The sequence below is a fragment of the Micromonospora carbonacea genome (assembly GCF_014205165.1).
GTDB lineage: Bacteria > Actinomycetota > Actinomycetes > Mycobacteriales > Micromonosporaceae > Micromonospora > Micromonospora carbonacea.
The window spans coordinates 368,243-384,747 of sequence record NZ_JACHMZ010000001.1; the positions used below are offsets into that span (position 1 = coordinate 368,243).

Below are 16,505 nucleotides of genomic sequence, written 5' to 3' on the forward strand. Positions count from 1 at the left end.
GCCGTCGGGCCGGTCAGTCGTCGTCGGTGATGGTGCCGACGGCCAGCGGATCGGCCAGGTGCAGGCCGGGCACGCCGGCCACCAGCAGGTTCACCTTCTCGTCGGCCTCCCGCTTGCGGTCACCGCGCACGGTGACCGTGAAGGTCAGCGAGGTCTGCCCGGCCGCCAGGACCTTGCAGCCGACGTACGGCTCGTAGTCCGCCCCGGCCTGCGCCGTGGTGCCGTAGGTGGCGGCGCAGATCAGGGCCGGCTGCGACAGCGGCCGGGACACGGTGACGGTGAAGGCGAGCGGGCGGGTGCCCTTGTCGCCCTCGACCACCGTGGCGTCGGCGACGCTCAGCGACGCGCGGGAGCGGAACCGGGCCACCTGCGGGTCGTGGTCGCTGGAGCCGCGCGACCCGTCCCCGGTGAACTCTGCCGGCCAGTCGGCGTTGACGTGCGCCGCCCGCACCTGGACCAGGTCGTCGCGCAGCGCGTCGTTGACGAACAGGTGGTCCAGCGTCTGCGCCTGCCCCTCGAAGCTGTACGAGTACGCCGACGACGGCACCTCGGCGACCAGGTCGTCCCACAGGCTGTGCAGGCCCGCGTCGTACAGCGCGGCGAGCTGGTCCGACGGGGTCGGGTCGGCCCCGGTGGCGATCGGGTCGTCGGGGCGGGGGAAGACGTTCAGGTCCCCGCCGTACACCACCCGGGAGTTCCGGTCCGCGTTGTGGATCGCGGTGACCAGCGCGGCACCGTAGCGGGCCTGCTCGGTGCGCTGCCCGACCCGGCTGTCCGGCCCGGACGAGAAGTGGTTGCTCAGCGCCCACAGGTGGTAGCCCTCGGAGCCGCCCGGGGTCGCCTTGACCCAGAACTTGCCGAGCTGCGGGGCCCGCGTGTAGACGTTGTTGCCGTCCTTGCCGGTGGAGGTGTCGGTGTCGGCCGGCAGCACCGCGTTGAGCGCCTTCGGGTTCTGCACGTCCGCGTTGGACGGCAGCCCCGCCGACCGGTACGGCACCACCGGCGCGGAGCCGAGCAGCGGGTCGGTGGCGGTCGCCTCGGCCAGCGACAGCCGGTCCGTGCGGTAGAGGAACCCGGCGGTGATGCCCCGGGCGTCCGCGCCGGTCCGGTCGTACGCGGCGGCGTACGTGGGCCCGCCCGCGGCGGCCACGGCCAGCGCCAGCTCCTGGAGGGTGTCCGGCGCGCCGTCGGCGTCGTTCGTGTCGCCGCACACCAGCGCGCCCCCGGTCACGGAGCAGATGTCCTGGTCCTCGGCCTCCTGCACCAGGATCAGGTCCGGCGAGTGCAGGTCGGTGCGGATCTGGTCGGCGAGCGCCGTCAGGTGCTCCCGGTAGTCGGCCTCGCTGGCCGGCACGTAGTCGAACGGCGGGCTGACCCCGGTGCAGCCGGCGTTGCCGGTGAAGTCGCAGCCGTCGAACGGGTCGTCCCGGTAGTCGTACAGGTTCTCCACGTTGTATGTGGCGACCGCGATCTCCCGCGACCGGTCGGCCGGCTGCGGCGGGTTGTTCTTCGACGGGTCGGCCCCGGCCGCGAAGGCGGCCTGCTCGACCTGGACGCCGTACTTCTCGAACGCGTAGTAGAGCGCGCCGTACGCGTCCCCGGTGAGGGTGTCGAAGGTCCGGGCCGGCGGCAGCAGGGCGGCGTTGTCCCCGGCGGTGGCCTTGACGCCCATGGCGCCCAGCATGATCCGCTGCCCGTTGCCGTCGTCGAAGCGGCGGGTCGCGTCGTTGTCCAGCGGGTGCGCGTCGCGGAACACCCGGCGGGCGTACGCGTCGGCGCGGCCGAGCAGCGGGTCGTCCCGGTCGACCACCCACACCTCGGAGTCGGCCGTGGACGCGAACACGCTCCGGCCGCTCACCGCGCCGCTGCCGGCCCGGACCCGCACCCGGGCCCCCTCGTGCCGCTCCCAGAACCGCTGCGCGGCGGCCAGGTCGGCCGGGGGCACCGCGTCGGCGACGGCGACGACGGAGTTCACGTTGAGACCGGACGCGATCTTGGTGACCAGCGAGGCCCCGGAGAGCTGGGTCAGGTTGTAGTACTCGGACACCCGGGCCCGCAGCACCACCTCGTCGCCCACCGTCGGCACGTAGCCGCCGATCAGCGACGTGAACGAGCCCATGAAGACGAAGATGCCGTCGGAGGAGGACGGGTCGCCGTCGCTCGCGTCCGCGCGGCTCTGGAGGAAGAAGCCGTGCTGGTCGGCGCCGGCCGACGTCCGGGCCAGGGTGCGCTGGGTGATCACGCCCCGCACGTCGTACAGGCTGCTGCTGGTGCCGTTGCCGGAGGCCGGCGCGAGCGGCGACCGGTCGGCCGGGCCGGACTCGGCGTCGGTGGTCGGGCCCTGCACCTCCCCGACGGTCAGTTCCCGGGTCACGGTCACGGCCAGCGCGCAGGTCGCGGTGCCGCCGTCCGTGTCGGTCGCGGTCACCGTCACGGTGTACGCCCCGGCGGCCAGGTCGGCGCTGGTGGCGATCGTGGCGCGGGCGGTGCCGCCGACGGCGTCGGCCGGGGTGAAGGCGGTGCGGCTGATCGTGCCCGTGGCCGGGGCCGGCTCGACCGAGGTGACCGCCAGGCCGACGATCGTGTCGTCCGGGTCGGTGGCGGTCACCTCACGGCTGGCGGCGGTGCCGGCGGCGGTGGTCAGCGCCCCGCCGCAGGTGACGGTGGCGGGCTGGTCGACGGGGCCGCCGCCGTCGACGGTGTGCGCGCCCAGCCCGTCGAACGTGTCGGTGGCGTAGCCGGCCCACTGGGCGGCCGGGTCGAAGGCGTCCGACGGGTCGGTGTCGCCGGCGGTGACCGTGGGCAGCCGCCGCAGCGTGTTGTCGGCGGTGCTGGTCAGGCCGCTGCCCCACTCGGTGCCCGGGTCGGCGCCGACCTGGCCGATCGAGTCGACGACGGTGCTGCCGCCCCGACGCAGCACGATCGCGTCGTCGCCGTTGAAGAGGCTGGCGGTGGTCGTCTGGTCGGCCTGGGCGAGGACCGCCGGCGCGGCCGAGGCGGCGGCGAACACGAACGTGTCGCCCGCGGCGACCGTCCCGGTCAGGGCCAGGGTGGTGGCCGTGGTGTTGCCGTTGAAGTAGAGCAGGAGCTGGTAGCCGCCGGCGGTGAGGTCGACGGGGGCACCGGTGCCGTTGTAGAGCTCGATCGCCTTGTTGTTCGACGAGCCTTCGACGTACTCCGAGATGAAAAGGTCGGTGGGCGCGGCGCTGGCCGCGGTGGGTGCGACGCCGATGACCGGGATGGTGACGGCTACGGCGGTCGCGAGCGCGGCAGTTCTGCGGCGCGGGCGCATGGGGCCTCCACGATGGGTGGACGTGAACGAACGCACGTTAAGCGGCGGCGCTGTCCGCCGTCCATCCCCCACGGGGCGCTTTGGTGAATAGCCGACTCAGCCGACTCAGCCGCCGAGGCGGTGCACCAGCTCGGCGACGTCCACGCCGTATTCGCACCACTCCCGGTCCGGTTGGTAGCCCAGCTCGGCATTGACCTTCAGCATGGCCTCGTTGGCCTGGGCGTTCCAGGTCTGCACCTCGGTCAGCGTGGGCTCGGCCGAGCGCAGCTCCAGCAGCATCCGGGCCTTGATCGCCCGGTCGATGCCGTGGCCCTGGTGCTCCTGCACCACGATCGTGTCGTACTGGTCGGCCCGGGTCGGGTGCTGCGCCGGCACCACCACCTCGGTCAGCCCGGCCACCTCGCCGGTGCGGTCGTGGGTGGCGAGCACGATGTACGGCTTCATGCCGCGCCGGTGCAGCGTGGCCAGGCTGTCCCGCAGCCGCTGCGGGTCGTAGGAGCTGGGGCGCAGCTCGCCGTCGTCCACGTCGCGCACCTCGGCCTTCGCCCGCGCGTACGCCTCGATCAGGTCGTCCGGCGGGCCGCCCGGGCAGAACCGCACCTGGTAGCCCGCGCCGACGCCCGTGGCCATCTCGGCCAGCGCCGACCAGTCCACCCCGGACAGGTCGAGCACGCTGCGGGTCTCCACGTATTCCCGGGAGAAGCCCAACGCCTCGTAGAACGCCACCGCCGGGGTGCCGCCGACGACCTCGACCCCGATCGACTGGAAGCCCTCCTGGTAGACCCGGCGGGCGGCCACCCGGGTCAGGTCCCGGCCCAGGCCGGTGCGGCGCACCGACGGATGCACCAGCACCTCCAGCACGCCGATGTCGCCGAGCAACAGCACGTGGACGTGGCCGAGGATCGGCCCGGGGCCGCCCCCGGCGGCCGGCTCGGCCTGGGCCACCCAGGCGAGCCGCCGCTCGCCGGGCATCACCTCGGAGAGGTATTCCCGCAGGTGGCTCCCCTGCCACGGCGGGTCCTGCGGGAGGTCGGCCGCCAGCACCGCGTTCAGCGTGTCCAGCAGCGACGCGAGCTCGGCGGGCGACGCGGTCCGGGGGTCCCATTCGCGCACCATCACCCGTCTAGCTTGCCGCTTACGGCAGCTTGACGGAAGTGTCCAGTTCTCGGCTGCGCCCGGTTTCTCCCGCGAGGCCGGCGGCCACCTCACGGGCGGCGGCTGGCCAGCCCGTACTCGTTGGCCTTGTCGAAGACGTCCTGGGCGTAACGGCGCACGTCGTTGTACGACAGGATGGCCCCCCACCAGTCGCCGGGGGCCGTCATGTTCCGGCCGCCCTTGCACAGGTAGTTGCCGGCGGCCAGGGCCGCGTCGTCCAGGTCGTGCGGGTTCTTGCGCCCGTCGTTGTCGGCGTCGGCGCCGATCTCCTGCCAGGTCGTCGGGATGAACTGCATGGGCCCGATCGCCCGGTCGTAGACGGTGTCCTTGTCGTAGAGCCCCCGGTCGGTGTCGGTGATCCGCTGCCGCCCGCCCTGGCCGTCGAGCGGGTCGCCGATGATCTCCGGGAGCGCCTGCCCGTCGGGGCCCAGGGTCGCGCCGTTGGCCTGGCCGTGGCGCGACTCGACGTAGCCGATCGCGGCGAGGGTGGTCCAGCTCAGCCGGCAGCCCGGGGTGGTCTGGGCGAGCGCCAGCTCGGCGTACCCGTACGCCTGCATGGCCACCGGCGAGATGCCGACCTTCGCCCCGGTCTGCTGGGCCCAGGCGGCGAGCGCGTCCGCCGGCCGGCCGGTCGGTGCCGGCACGACCGGTCCCGCGCTCGCGCCGGGCACCGCCGTCGCGCCGGGCGGCAGCGGGGTGGCCGACCCGCCGGGCAGCAGCCCGCCCTGCGGGGTCGCCGTGCCGGCCCCCGGGGTGCCGGCGGTGCCGTCCACCGCCACCGGGCGGGACTTCGGCGCGGACGCCGGCACCAGCAGCGCCCCGGCGGCGGCGGTCCCGGCGACCAGCACGAGCAGGAAGAGGCCGGGCAGCGTGAGCCGGCCGCTCGGGCGGCGGGACCAGGCCCGGGTGGCGCGGGCGGCGGCGACTGCCGCCTGCCGGGGCGGGGGCATGCGCACGGCGTGGGCGAACGGCACCCGACGCCGCCGGGCCACCCCGGTCGGCTTCTCGGCCTCCGACTTCTTCTCCGCCTCGGGCCCGGCGGGCTTCGCCGCCTCCGCCTCGGGCTGCTCGGCGTCGGGCTGCTTCGCCGCCTCGGGCTCGGCCGGCGTCGCCGGCTCCGGCTCGGCGGCTTCCTTCGCCGTCGGCTCGGCGGGCTCGGTCACCGCCGGCTCCTTCGCCTCCGGCCCGGCAGGCTGCGTCGGCTCCGGCCCGGCAGGCTGCTTCGCCTCCGGCTCCGCCGGCTGCGTCGGCTCCGGCTCGACCCGCGGCGGGGAGTCGGCGGGCGGCTCGCCGCGCAGCCAGGGCCGGCGGGGGCGGGGCACCCGGGCACGCGGCGGCGCGCCGCCCGGATCGTCGGGCGGCGCGGCCGGTCGCAGGGCCCTAGCCGCCGGTCTGTCCTCGCCGTCCACCACCCGTCGAGTATCACCCATGCCCCGCCCGGAGTCAGGCCCGGTCGTACCCTGGTGCCATGCCCCGGTACGAGTTCCGCTGTCGCGCGTGCGGCGACACCTTCGAGGTCAACCGTCCGATGGCGCAGGCCGGTGAGCCGGCGTCCTGCCCGAGCGGGCACGCCGACACCGTCAAGCTCCTGTCCACCGTGGCCGTGACCGGCCGTGGCGGCGGCGCGGGTCCGGCTGCGCCGGCCCCCTCCGCGGGCGGCGGTGGCGGTTGCTGCGGTGGCGGGTGCGGCTGCTGACCCGGTCCCGACCGGCCCCGGCGCACCGGGGCGACCCGCCCCGGCCGGCCTGCCCCGACGGGGCCGTACCGGCCCGGGTCCTGCCGTTTCCGGCCCCGGTTGGCACCTTGGGGCGGATTGCGCCCATCCGTTCTCACGATGCGTGACGGCCCGACCATAGGGCAGCATGTACCCGTCGTCACGGGGGCGGAGGTTCGACGTATGACGTCAGGGGTCCACCTCCCGAGCGGTTGGGTGACCTTCGTGTTCACCGACATCGAAGGCTCGACGCGCCTGGCCCAGCTGCTCGGTCCCGGGTACCGTCCGGTGCTGCGGGAGCATCGCAGGCTGCTGCGGGACACCCTGGCCCGCACCGACGGCGCGGAGCTGCTCACCGAGGGCGACTCGTTCTTCATCGCCTTCCCCGACGCGGGTGCCGCGCTCACCGCCTGCCTCACCGCGCAGCGCGCGCTCGCGACGCACGACTGGCCGGCCCCGGAAGCCGCGCCCCGCGTCCGGATGGGCCTGCACACGGGCTGGGCGGAGCCCCGCGACGGCGAGTACGCCAGCCACGAGGTGCACCGGGCCGCCCGGGTGGCCGCCGCCGCCCACGGCGGGCAGGTGCTCTGCTCGGCGGCCACCGCGCGGCTCGCCTCCCCGTTGCCGGCGGGGGCGTCCCTGCTGGACCTCGGCCTGCACCGGCTGCGTGGCTTCGACGACCGGGAGCGGCTGTTCCAGCTGATCGCGCCCGGCCTGGAGCGGCAGTTCCCCCGCCCGCGCACCGCCGACGCGGTGGCGCACAACCTGCCGACCCAGGTCACCTCGTTCGTCGGCCGGGAGACGGAGCGGGCGGAGCTGCGCCGGCTGACCGCCGGGCACCGGCTGGTGACCGTCCTCGGCGCCGGCGGGGCCGGCAAGACCCGGCTCGCCGTCGAGCTGGCGGCCGGCATGGTGGAGGAGTATCCGGACGGCGTCTGGTTCGTCGACATCGCCACGGTGACCGACCCGGGGCTGGTGGCGTTCGCGGTCGCCGCCGTGCTCGGGCTGCGTCCGGAGCCCGGCCGCCGGATGGTCGACACCCTCGTCGAGTACGCCGCGGCCCGTCGGATGCTGATCCTGCTGGACACCTGCGACGCCCAGCCGGCCGCCTGCGCCGAGCTGATCTCCCTGCTGCTCGCCGGCGGGGGCGGGGTCCGGGTGCTGGCCACCAGCCGCGAGTCGTTCGGCCTGCCCGGCGAGGTGGTGTGGCGGATCCCGCCGCTGTCCGTGGAGCCCCGGCCGGGCGGCGCGGAGAGCGACGCGGTGGCGCTGCTGCTGGCCCGCACGGCGGCGGCCCGGGGCGGCCGGGAGCCGGCCCCGGTCGAGTCGGCCGACCTGCGGCGGGTGGTACGCCAGCTCGACGGGCTGCCGCTCGCCATCGAGCTGGCCGCCGCCCGGCTGCGGGTGCTCTCCGTCGGGCAGCTCGCCGAGCGCCTCGACGACGTGCTCGGGACCCTCGACGCCGGCCGGGACACCGCCCCGCAGCCGCCCCGGGACGAGCTCGGCTGGACGGGCAACCAGCAGGACACCGTCGACCTGGTGGCGGCGTCCCGGGGCAACGCCCCGCCCACCCCGGCGACCCGTGCCGTGCAGCGGTCGGCCGCCGAGCGGCACCTCACCATGCAGGCCACCGTCACGTGGTCGTACCGGACGCTCGGGCCCCGGGCGGCCCGGCTGCTGCGCTGGCTGGCGGTCTTCGCCGGCCCGGTGGACCTGCCGACGGTGGAGTGGCTGCTCGACGACGACCCGCTGGACCCGCTGTCGGTGCTGGTGGACAAGTCGATGATCCTGGCCGAGCCGCACGCGTCGGGCAGCACGTACCGGATGCTCGACCCGATCCGGGCGTACGCGGCGCGGCGGCTGGCCCAGGCGGGCGAGGAGCGGGCGGCCCGGGACCGGCACCTGGCCTGGTCGACGCGCGCCCTGCGGCGGGCCCACCTCGGGCCGGACGGCCGGCCGACGACCCTGTCCCTGTACGCCCTCGACCCGCTCGCCGGCGAGGTGCGCGCCGCGCTGCGCTGGTGCACGACCGGCGGCAGCGCGCGGGACGGGCTGCGCCTGGCCGGGGGCCTGGACCAGTGGTGGCGGGAGCGCGGGCTGGCCCGGGAGGGACGCCTCTGGCTGTTCCGGCTCTACGGCCGGATGGCCGAGACCGGGGAGCACGTGCCGGACGCCGAGCTGGCCGCCGCGTACTACATGCACTCGCTGCACGCCGGCGCGGACGGCGAGTTCGCGGAGGAGCTGCGCTACTCGCAGCAGGCCGAGGCGGCGGCCCGGCGGGCCGGCGACGCCGGGTTGTTGGCCCGGGTGCTGGCCGGGCGGGCCGCCCCGCTGGTCGACATGGGGCAGTTCGCCGACGCCGAGCGGGCCTGCCGGGAGGTCATCGCCTGGGCGCACGAGCGGGAGGTGGCGGGGGACGCCCTGTTCGCGGTGCTCAGCCTCGCCGAGCTGCTCTGGCGGCGCGGCGCGCTGGCGGAGGCCGCGGAGCTGCTCGGCGCGGCCCGCCCGGTCGAGGCGGCCCGCCCGGCGGACCGGGGGCGTCGGTCGGTGGACATGCTGCTCGGCATGGTGGCGCTGGCCCGGGGCGACCTGGTGGCCGCACACGAGCACCTGCTGGTGGCGTTGCGGTCCCGGATGAGCCACGGCTTCCACCGCCGGGCCTGCGACACGCTGCACGCGATCGCGGTGCGCTGCGCGGCCGGCGGCGACCCGCTGACCGCGGCCCGGCTCTTCGGCGCGGCGCAGGCGACCCGGGAGAGCCTGCGGTCGACCCCGGGCATCTACGGGGCGTACTGGCTGGAACGGCAGGCCGCGCTGCGCCGGGAGATGGGCGACGTGGCCTTCGACGAGGCGTACGCGCAGGGGAGCGAGCTGCGCCTGGAGGAGGCGGCGGCGCTGGCCCTGGCGGTGGAGCACCCCGACCTGGGGGTGGACTCGACCCGCTTCGCGGCCACCGGGCTGCCGACGCCCGCCCCCGCGCCCGCCCCCGCGCGCCCCGCCGAGGGCTGCTGTTAGGAGGGGACCCCTGCGCTGCCGAAGGCGTTGACAGGGGGCCCTTCCTTGCGGCTCAGCGCTCGGCGGCCGCCTTCATGCGGGCGGCGCGGTCGATGTCGGCCTGCCGGACCGCCGCGAGGGAGCCGAAGATGCTGACCGCCTCGTAGTAGGCCCACGCGAGGCTGTAGCAGGCGGGCCGGACCACCGAGCTGTAGGTGGCGCAGACCCGCTTGAGGTCCTCGTAGAAGGCGCTGTCCAGCCGGGCCTTGTTGGCCGGGAACTGCCCCATCTCCTTGTAGTTGCGGTAGCCGAAGTCGTGCCGGTGGCAGGAGAGCTTGAAGTTGAACCCGAGCGGGTTGTCCGGGCTGGACGAGCAGTAGTCGGTGGACCAGTTGAAGGCGTACTCGGCCCAGGCGGACTGGTCCTGCCGGGCCGAGTTCCAGCTGTTGTAGCTGCTGGCGCTGGTCTGCGTCCAGCTCGACAGCACGCCGAGCTTCTGGCTGGTGCTGACGGCGGCGGTCGCGGGGGAGGCGACCGCGAGCGCCGCGAGCAGGGCGAGCGCGCCGGAGGCGAGGACTGTGGCGAGGCGTCTGGGCACGGGGGGACCTCCGCGGGGGTGTGCGGTGCGGGTGGTTACCGGCGGGTCACCGGATTCGACAAGTGTCGATCAAACCGCGAAGCGTCGAGTACGTCATAAACCAACATCTGGTGACATCAGTTGAAACAGACGAATGCCCCGGACGCTGGGGCGCCCGGGGCATTCGTCCGTGCCGCCAGTCCTCAGCGCACGAAGCGCGGCGGGCTGACGGGGCTCTCGTTCCACAGCCGGTCCAGCGCCGTCACGTGGTACGTGTACCGCGCGCCGGCCTCGGCCGTGCCGTCCACCCAGGACTGGGTCGCGCCGGGGGTGGCCCGCACGGTGCCGACCAGGTGGGACGCGTCGGCGAAGCCGCACGCCCCGGCCGGGCCGGTCCCGTCGAACCGGTAGACCGCGTACGACGCGGCCCGGCCCAGCGGGCCCGCGCCGTCGGCCGGCTGCCGCCAGCTCAACCGCACCCCGTCGGCCTGCCGCTGCGCGCCGGTGACCACCGGGGGCAGCAGCGGCTTCGCCGGCAGGTGCGGCATCGCCGGGACCAGGGCGGGGCGGGAGTAGTGCTCGGCGGCGTAGAGGTCGGTCGCCCCGAGCCGGTTCGCCCGCACCTGCACGGCCGAGAAGTGCACGTTGCCCAGCACCTCCGGGTACGCCCGGTTGAGCGTCAGGTGGTCGGACAGCTCGCGCGGGTTCTGCCAGTACGACCCGTACGCCGGGTCGCCGCTCTTGTAGTCGGCCTGGCCGATGTAGAGCTGCACGCGGGTGCCGCGCACCGTCTCGGCCCACCACGGCACCAGCCGGGCGTAGTCGGCCGCCGGGTACTGGCCGATGTACCAGTAGAGCTGCGGCACGATGTAGTCGATCCACTCCTGCTTGACCCACTTGCGGGTGTCGGCGGAGATGATGTCGTACGACTGGCTGCCGGTGGTGTCCGAGCCGTTCGGGTCGGCCGACGCGTTGCGCCAGATGCCGAACGGGCTGACCCCGAACTTCACCCACGGCTTCGCCGCCTTGATCCTGCCGTTCATCTCCTGGATCAGCAGGTCGATGTTGTCCCGCCGCCAGTCGGCCCGGTCGGTGAAGCCCCGGTTGTACGCCGCGAAGGTGGCGTCGTCGGGCACCTGGTAGGTGCCGCTGGGGTAGGGGTAGAAGTAGTCGTCGAAGTGCACGCCGTCGATGTCGTAGCGGGTGACGGCGTCCATCATGGCGGTCTGGACGAACTCGCGGACCGCGGGGACGCCGGGGTCGTAGTAGAGCCGGCTGCCGGCGACGCCGGCCGGCGGGTAGGCGAACGTCCACTCGGGGTGCTGGCGGGCCGGGTGGCCGGGCGCGAGCTGGGCGAGGTCCGCGCCCGCGCCGCCAGGGGCCGGCATGGAGATCCGGTACGGGTTGAACCAGGCGTGGAACTCCAGGTTGCGCCTGTGCGCCTCGTCGACGAGGAACGCCAGTGGGTCCCAGCCCGGGTCCTGCCCGCGCACCCCGGTCAGGTACTCCGACCACGGCTCGTACGGCGACGGCCAGAACGCGTCGGCGGTGGGCCGGACCTGCACGACGACGGCGTTGTGGTGCAGCCGTTGCGCCAGGTCGAGCCAGCCCAGGTATTCGGCCCGCTGGGCGGCGATGCGGTCCGGGGCGGTCTGCGACGCCTTGGTGGGCCAGTCGATGTTGACCACCGACGAGATCCACATGGCCCGGAACTGCCGCTTCGGGGTGGCCGGGTCGGTGGCGCAGGTGACGCCGCCGGGGGTGGCCTGCGCCGTTGCGCCGGACGGCGTCGCCGCCGCGGCGGTGCTGGTGTGTGCCGCCGCCGCGGCGGTGCTGGCGTGTGCCGCCGCCGCGGCGGTGGGTGCGGCGGCGACGAGCGCGCCGAGCAGGGCCACGGCCAGCCCGGCGGCCCTGAGCCGAGTTGCCTTCATCCGGTGCGTCCCTTCGGTGGGCTCGGCGGGCGGGCGCGATGCCTGCTGCGGCAAGAACCGCCGCAGCGAATCTGACCCTGGTAGGAAATTTTCACATCGGGCGGGCCGGCGCAAGACCCCCCGCCCGGATCGGTGCCCCTCCGGAGTGGAACGCCGCCGGGGTACGCGGCGGACCGTGACCTTATCGACACCCAAAGTCGTGATTCGTGGGTCGCCGCGCTGGGTAGCTTCGCCGGTCACCGGCCGCCACGGTGGTGGTCGCACGGTGGGAGGGGTGAGCGCGGTGTCGGTGCTGCGTACCAAACCGATCAAGGACGTGATAGCCCAGGGCGAGGCGGACGGTGAGGGCGGCGGCCCCGGCCTCAAGCGCCGACTCGGCGCGCGTGACCTCACCGGCTTCGGCATCGGCATCGTCATCGGCACCGGGATCTTCACGCTTACCGGCATCGAGGCCCGCGACAGCGCCGGTCCCGGCGTGGTGATCTCCTTCGCCATCGCGGGCGTGGTCGCGCTGCTCGCCGCCCTCTGCTACGCCGAGCTGGCCTCCAGCGTGCCGACCGCCGGCAGCGCCTACACCTACGCCTACGCGACGATGGGCGAGATCGTCGCCTGGATCATCGGCTGGGACCTGCTGCTGGAGTTCGCCCTCGGCGCGGCGGTGGTGGCCCGCGGCTGGTCCGGCTACCTCGCCGAGCTGCTCGGCCTGCCCACCGCCTGGTTCGGCGAGGAGGGCAGCATCGTCAACGTCGGCGCGATCGCCGTCGTGCTGCTGCTCGGCGTCGTGGCGATCGTCGGCATCCGCGAGTCCGCCCGGGTCACCAACCTGCTCGTGCTGGTCAAGGTGGCCATCTGCGTCTTCATCGTGGTCGCCGGCCTGTTCTTCGTGAAGGCCGCGAACCTCACCCCGTTCATCCCGCCGGCCGAGCCCGCCGGGGCCGGCGACGACGGGATCAAGCAGCCCGTCACCCAGGCGCTGTTCGGGCTGGAGCCGTCCGTGTTCGGGTTCGTCGGCGTCCTCAGCGCCGCCGCCGTGGTCTTCTTCGCGTACACCGGCTTCGAGGCCGTGGCCAACCTCGGCGAGGAGACCCGCCGGCCCAAGCGCGACCTCACCCTCGGCCTGCTCGGCACGCTGCTGGTCTCCACCGTGCTCTACATCGGCGTCTCGCTGGTCGTCGTCGGCATGGTCCCCTACACCGAGATCGACCGGGGCGCGCCGATCGCGTCCGCCTTCAACGCGGTCGGGGCCGAGTGGGCCGGCATCCTCGTCTCCATCGCCGCCGTCGCCGGCCTGACCAGCGTCATCCTCGTGGACCTGGTGGCCATGGGCCGGATCGGCTTCGCCATCAGCCGCGACGGGCTGATCCCGCCGTCGGTGGCGAAGGTGCACCCGCGCTTCGGCACCCCGTACCGGATCTCGGCCGTCATGACGGTGGCCGTGGCGCTGCTCGCCGGCTTCCTGCCGCTGTCGGCCCTGGCCGACCTGGTCAGCATCGGCGCGCTCTGCGCGTTCGTGCTGGTCTCGGTGGCCGTGCCGATCCTGCGCCGCAAGCGCCCCGACCTGGAGCGGCCGTTCCGGGTGCCGTTCTCCCCGGTGCTGCCGATCGTCTCCGCGCTGGCCTGCCTCTACCTGATGCTCAACCTGTCGGTGGAGACCTGGATCCGGTTCCTCGTCTGGATGGCGCTCGGCGGGATCATCTACTTCGGCTACGGCTACCGCCGCAACCGCCTGGCGCGCAAGGAAGGGCCCCCTGTTAACGCCTGAGGTAGAGAAGGGTCCCCTTCTCACCCCCGCCGCCCGGATGGGCGCGGGGTGGCGGCGCGGGACGGTGGCGGGGGCGGGGGGGTGTCCCTATGGGTTTCGTCAAGCGGTGGCGGGGCTGGTGGGGCGTGGTTGGTAGGGGATCTTGTTGCGGAGCATGGCGTGGAGGACGTCGCAGCGGCGGCGGGCGAGGCAGATGAGGGCGGCGTTGTGGCGTTTGCCTTCGGCGCGTTTGCGGTCGTAGTAGGCCCTGCTCACGGGGTCGGCGAGGGCTGCGAAGGCGGCGAGGAAGAACGCGCGTTTGAGGTTCTTGTTGCCGCCCCTTGGCGGGTGTTCGCCGCGGATGCTGCTGCCGGATCGTCGGGTTACCGGTGCCAGGCCGGCATAGGCGGCGAGGTGGCCGGGGGTGGCGAAGGCGGTGCCGTCGCCGACTTCGAGGAGGATCCGGGCTGCGGTCCTGACGCCGATGCCGGGCATCGAGGTCAGGACCGGGGCAAGAGGGTGCGCATCAAGCATCCCCTCGACCTGAGCGCCGATCTGGTCACGCTGGCGCAGAGTCTCGCGGAGGCTGTCGGCGAGGCGAGGCAGGATCGTCTCGGCCGCTTGGGTGCCGGGAACGGTGACGGTCTGCTCGTCCAGGGCGGTCATGATCTGCTCGACGAGCCGTTCACCCATGCGGGGTGCGTGTGCTGTGGCGATCGAGGTCAGTTTGCGGCGGCCGGCTTTGCGCAGCCCGGCGGGTCCTCCGCAACGGGACAGCAGCTCCAGTACCGCTTTGTGGTGCACCTTAGGGCCGAGGACTCGTTCCAGCGCGGGGTGGATCTGCGTCAGCAGGCCCCGTATCCGGTTCGATATCCGGGTGGCTTCGCCGGCGAGGTCGTCGTCGAAGCCGACGAGAACTTCCAGCTCAGCCAGGGTCTCGTCGCCGGTGTCGACCCGCCGCAGCGTGTGCGGCAGGGTACGAGCCGCGTCAGCGATGACGTACGCGTCTCTGGCGTCGGTCTTCGCCGAACCTGGGTGCAGGTCAGCGATCCGGCGCATCGCCAGCCCGGGCAGGTAGGCCACCTGATGCCCGCACGCCCGAGCCACCGCCACCGGCAGGGCACCGATCGAGGCGGGTTGGTCGACCACGACCAGGACCTGGCCGTGACGGGAGAGTTTGTCGAACAGTTGCCGCAGCCGGGCCTCGGTGTTCGGTAGCGGCGCGTCGTGCAACCGTCTGCCGTCCGGGGTCAACCCGACCGCGTGGTGATCACCCTTGCCGACGTCCAAGCCGAGGTAGACACCGTATCCGTCGTGCACCACACCCGCCTCCACGCATCACTCGTGGCCCCGGCCGCAGTCTGGGCGTCGGACTGCCGGCAGCCACGTTACGAAGAGACCTACCCCAACACGGGGCGGCCGTGTCCCTATCAGCGGTCCGCCGACGCCACCCGACCCGGCGACAACACCCCCCGGATCATCGAAACGACAGGGGCAGGAAGTCATACCGGGCCGGGCGACCGAGGGTCCCCGACTGGGGACGATCAAAAAGGTAACGGGGGCGCTACGCGGCGGCGGGGGCGAAGCGCAGCAGGTTCCAGGAGACCGCCGGCAGCAGCACCGCGCAGCGGCCCCCGTCGGGGGCGGGGGCCGCCAGCTCCCGGGGTGCGACCCGGTCGGGCTCGGCCTCGGTGTTGACGGCGTCCGGGTCGGCTGCGGCGGCGAGGGTGAGGTGGGCCGCCCCGGCCAGGGCGGGCAGGCCGCGCAGGTCCAGGTCGAGGGGGAGGTCGGCGGGGCCCCGGTTGACCGCGAGGACGGTGAGCGCGCCGGTCTCCTCGTCGTGCAGGGCCACGGTGTCCAGCACCGGGACGTCCCCGTAGCGCTTGGTGGCGTACGTCGGGCAGACCGGCTCGGTGCGCAGCACGGTGCCCCGGGCGTGGCGGGCGGTGAGGGCGAACGGGTGGAAGATGCTCTGCCGCCAGGCGGGACCGCCGGTGCGGGTGCGGATCGGGGCGATCACGTTGGCGAGCTGCGCCTGGCAGGCCACGCCGACCCGGTCGGCGTGCCGGAGCAGGGTGATCAGCAGGTCGCCGACCACCACCGCGTCGACGGCGGTGTAGTCGTCCTCGATGAGGGTGGGGGCCTCGACCCAGCCGCGCCGGTCCAGGTCGGCCTGGAGGCGGGACTGGTACCAGACGTTCCACTCGTCGAACGAGATCTTCAGCTTGCGCCGGTGCCGCTGCTTCGCCGCCACGTGGTCGGCGGTGGCGACCACCTCCGCGATGAAGTGGTCCATGTCGACGGCCGAGGCCAGGATGCTGGCCCGGTCGCCGTCGGCGGGATCGTAGTAGGTGTGCGCGGAGATGTAGTCCACGTGCTCGTAGGTGTGCTCCAGCACCGTCGCCTCCCAGGAGGCGAAGGTCGGCATGCCCCGGCCGGAGCTGCCGCAGGCGACCAGGCTGACCGAGGGGTCGATCAGCTTCATCGCGCGGGCGGTCTCGGCGGCGAGCCGGCCGTACTCGTCGGCGGTCTTGTGCCCGACCTGCCACGGGCCGTCCAGCTCGTTGCCCAGGCACCACAGCCGCACCCCGTAGGGCTCGGGCGCGCCGTGGGCGCGGCGCAGGTCCGACAGCCGGGTGCCGCCGGGGTGGTTGGCGTATTCCAGCAGGTCGCAGGCCTCCTGCACACCCCGGGTGCCGAGGTTGACGGCCATCATCGGCTCGACGCCGGCCGCCGTCGCCCAGGTCATGAACTCGTCGAGGCCGAAGGCGTTGGTCTCGATCGTCTTCCAGGCGAGGTCGAGCCGGCGGGGCCGGTCGGCGACGGGGCCGACGCCGTCCTCCCAGCGGTAGCCGGAGACGAAGTTGCCGCCGGGGTAGCGGACCACGGAGACGCCCAGCTCCCGGGTCAGCTCCAGCACATCGCCGCGCAGGCCGTGCGGGTCGGCGGTGGGGTGGCCGGGCTCGTAGATCCCGCCGTAGACGCAGCGCCCCAGGTGCTCGACGAAGGACCCGAAGATCCGCCGGTCGGCCGGCCCGATCGCGAAGGCCGGGTCGATGGTCAGCTTCGCGGTCACCGGGAAATCCACCTTTCGTCGCCGT

The 16,505-nt window shown here is 74.1% G+C and carries 10 protein-coding genes; 3 read left to right on the plus strand and 7 right to left on the minus strand.

Annotated features, from left to right (window positions below; translation table 11 throughout):
* Positions 1 to 13 precede the first annotated feature (13 nt).
* The 3 genes from HDA31_RS01690 to HDA31_RS01700 form a co-directional block, all read right to left on the minus strand.
* Positions 14 to 3,292 (minus strand): lamin tail domain-containing protein, encoded by a 3,279-nt coding sequence (locus HDA31_RS01690; RefSeq protein WP_178066503.1) that lies wholly within the window; start codon positions 3,290 to 3,292, stop codon positions 14 to 16.
* Positions 3,293 to 3,397: 105 nt separating this feature from the next.
* Entirely contained in the window at positions 3,398 to 4,408 is a 1,011-nt protein-coding gene (locus tag HDA31_RS01695) for a GNAT family N-acetyltransferase (protein WP_178067849.1), read from the minus strand.
* 89 nt (positions 4,409 to 4,497) lie between these two features.
* Complete coding sequence (locus HDA31_RS01700; protein ID WP_178066502.1) at positions 4,498 to 5,859, minus strand: lytic transglycosylase domain-containing protein; 1,362 nt, start codon at positions 5,857 to 5,859, stop codon at positions 4,498 to 4,500.
* Between the two features lie 56 nt (positions 5,860 to 5,915).
* Between HDA31_RS01700 and HDA31_RS01705 the strand changes: the two genes are divergently transcribed.
* Together HDA31_RS01705 and HDA31_RS01710 are read left to right on the plus strand one after the other, a co-directional pair.
* Entirely contained in the window at positions 5,916 to 6,143 is a 228-nt protein-coding gene (locus HDA31_RS01705) for an FmdB family zinc ribbon protein (protein WP_074472443.1), read from the plus strand.
* A 201-nt stretch (positions 6,144 to 6,344) separates the two neighbouring features.
* On the plus strand, positions 6,345 to 9,176 hold the full coding sequence (locus HDA31_RS01710; RefSeq protein ID WP_221486537.1) for an ATP-binding protein: 2,832 nt from the start codon (positions 6,345 to 6,347) through the stop codon (positions 9,174 to 9,176).
* 52 nt (positions 9,177 to 9,228) lie between these two features.
* Here HDA31_RS01710 and HDA31_RS01715 read toward each other — a convergent pair whose 3' ends face one another.
* Entirely contained in the window at positions 9,229 to 9,753 is a 525-nt protein-coding gene (locus HDA31_RS01715; protein ID WP_178066501.1) for a phospholipase, read from the minus strand.
* 182 nt (positions 9,754 to 9,935) lie between these two features.
* Positions 9,936 to 11,663, minus strand: coding sequence for a glycoside hydrolase family 10-like protein (locus HDA31_RS01720; RefSeq protein WP_178066500.1), 1,728 nt, complete (start codon positions 11,661 to 11,663; stop codon positions 9,936 to 9,938).
* A gap of 274 nt (positions 11,664 to 11,937) precedes the next feature.
* Between HDA31_RS01720 and HDA31_RS01725 the strand changes: the two genes are divergently transcribed.
* On the plus strand, positions 11,938 to 13,425 hold the full coding sequence (locus HDA31_RS01725; protein ID WP_246384161.1) for an amino acid permease: 1,488 nt from the start codon (positions 11,938 to 11,940) through the stop codon (positions 13,423 to 13,425).
* Between the two features lie 99 nt (positions 13,426 to 13,524).
* On the opposite strand, the gene HDA31_RS01730 is transcribed toward HDA31_RS01725, so the two are convergent.
* Positions 13,525 to 14,724 carry an IS110 family RNA-guided transposase gene (locus tag HDA31_RS01730; protein ID WP_178067049.1) on the minus strand — a complete coding sequence of 400 codons (1,200 nt, stop codon included), beginning with the start codon at positions 14,722 to 14,724 and terminating at the stop codon, positions 13,525 to 13,527.
* A 244-nt stretch (positions 14,725 to 14,968) separates the two neighbouring features.
* Positions 14,969 to 16,480 carry an arabinosylfuranosidase ArfA gene (gene arfA / locus HDA31_RS01735; RefSeq protein ID WP_178066499.1) on the minus strand — a complete coding sequence of 504 codons (1,512 nt, stop codon included), beginning with the start codon at positions 16,478 to 16,480 and terminating at the stop codon, positions 14,969 to 14,971.
* Positions 16,481 to 16,505: the final 25 nt, after the last annotated feature.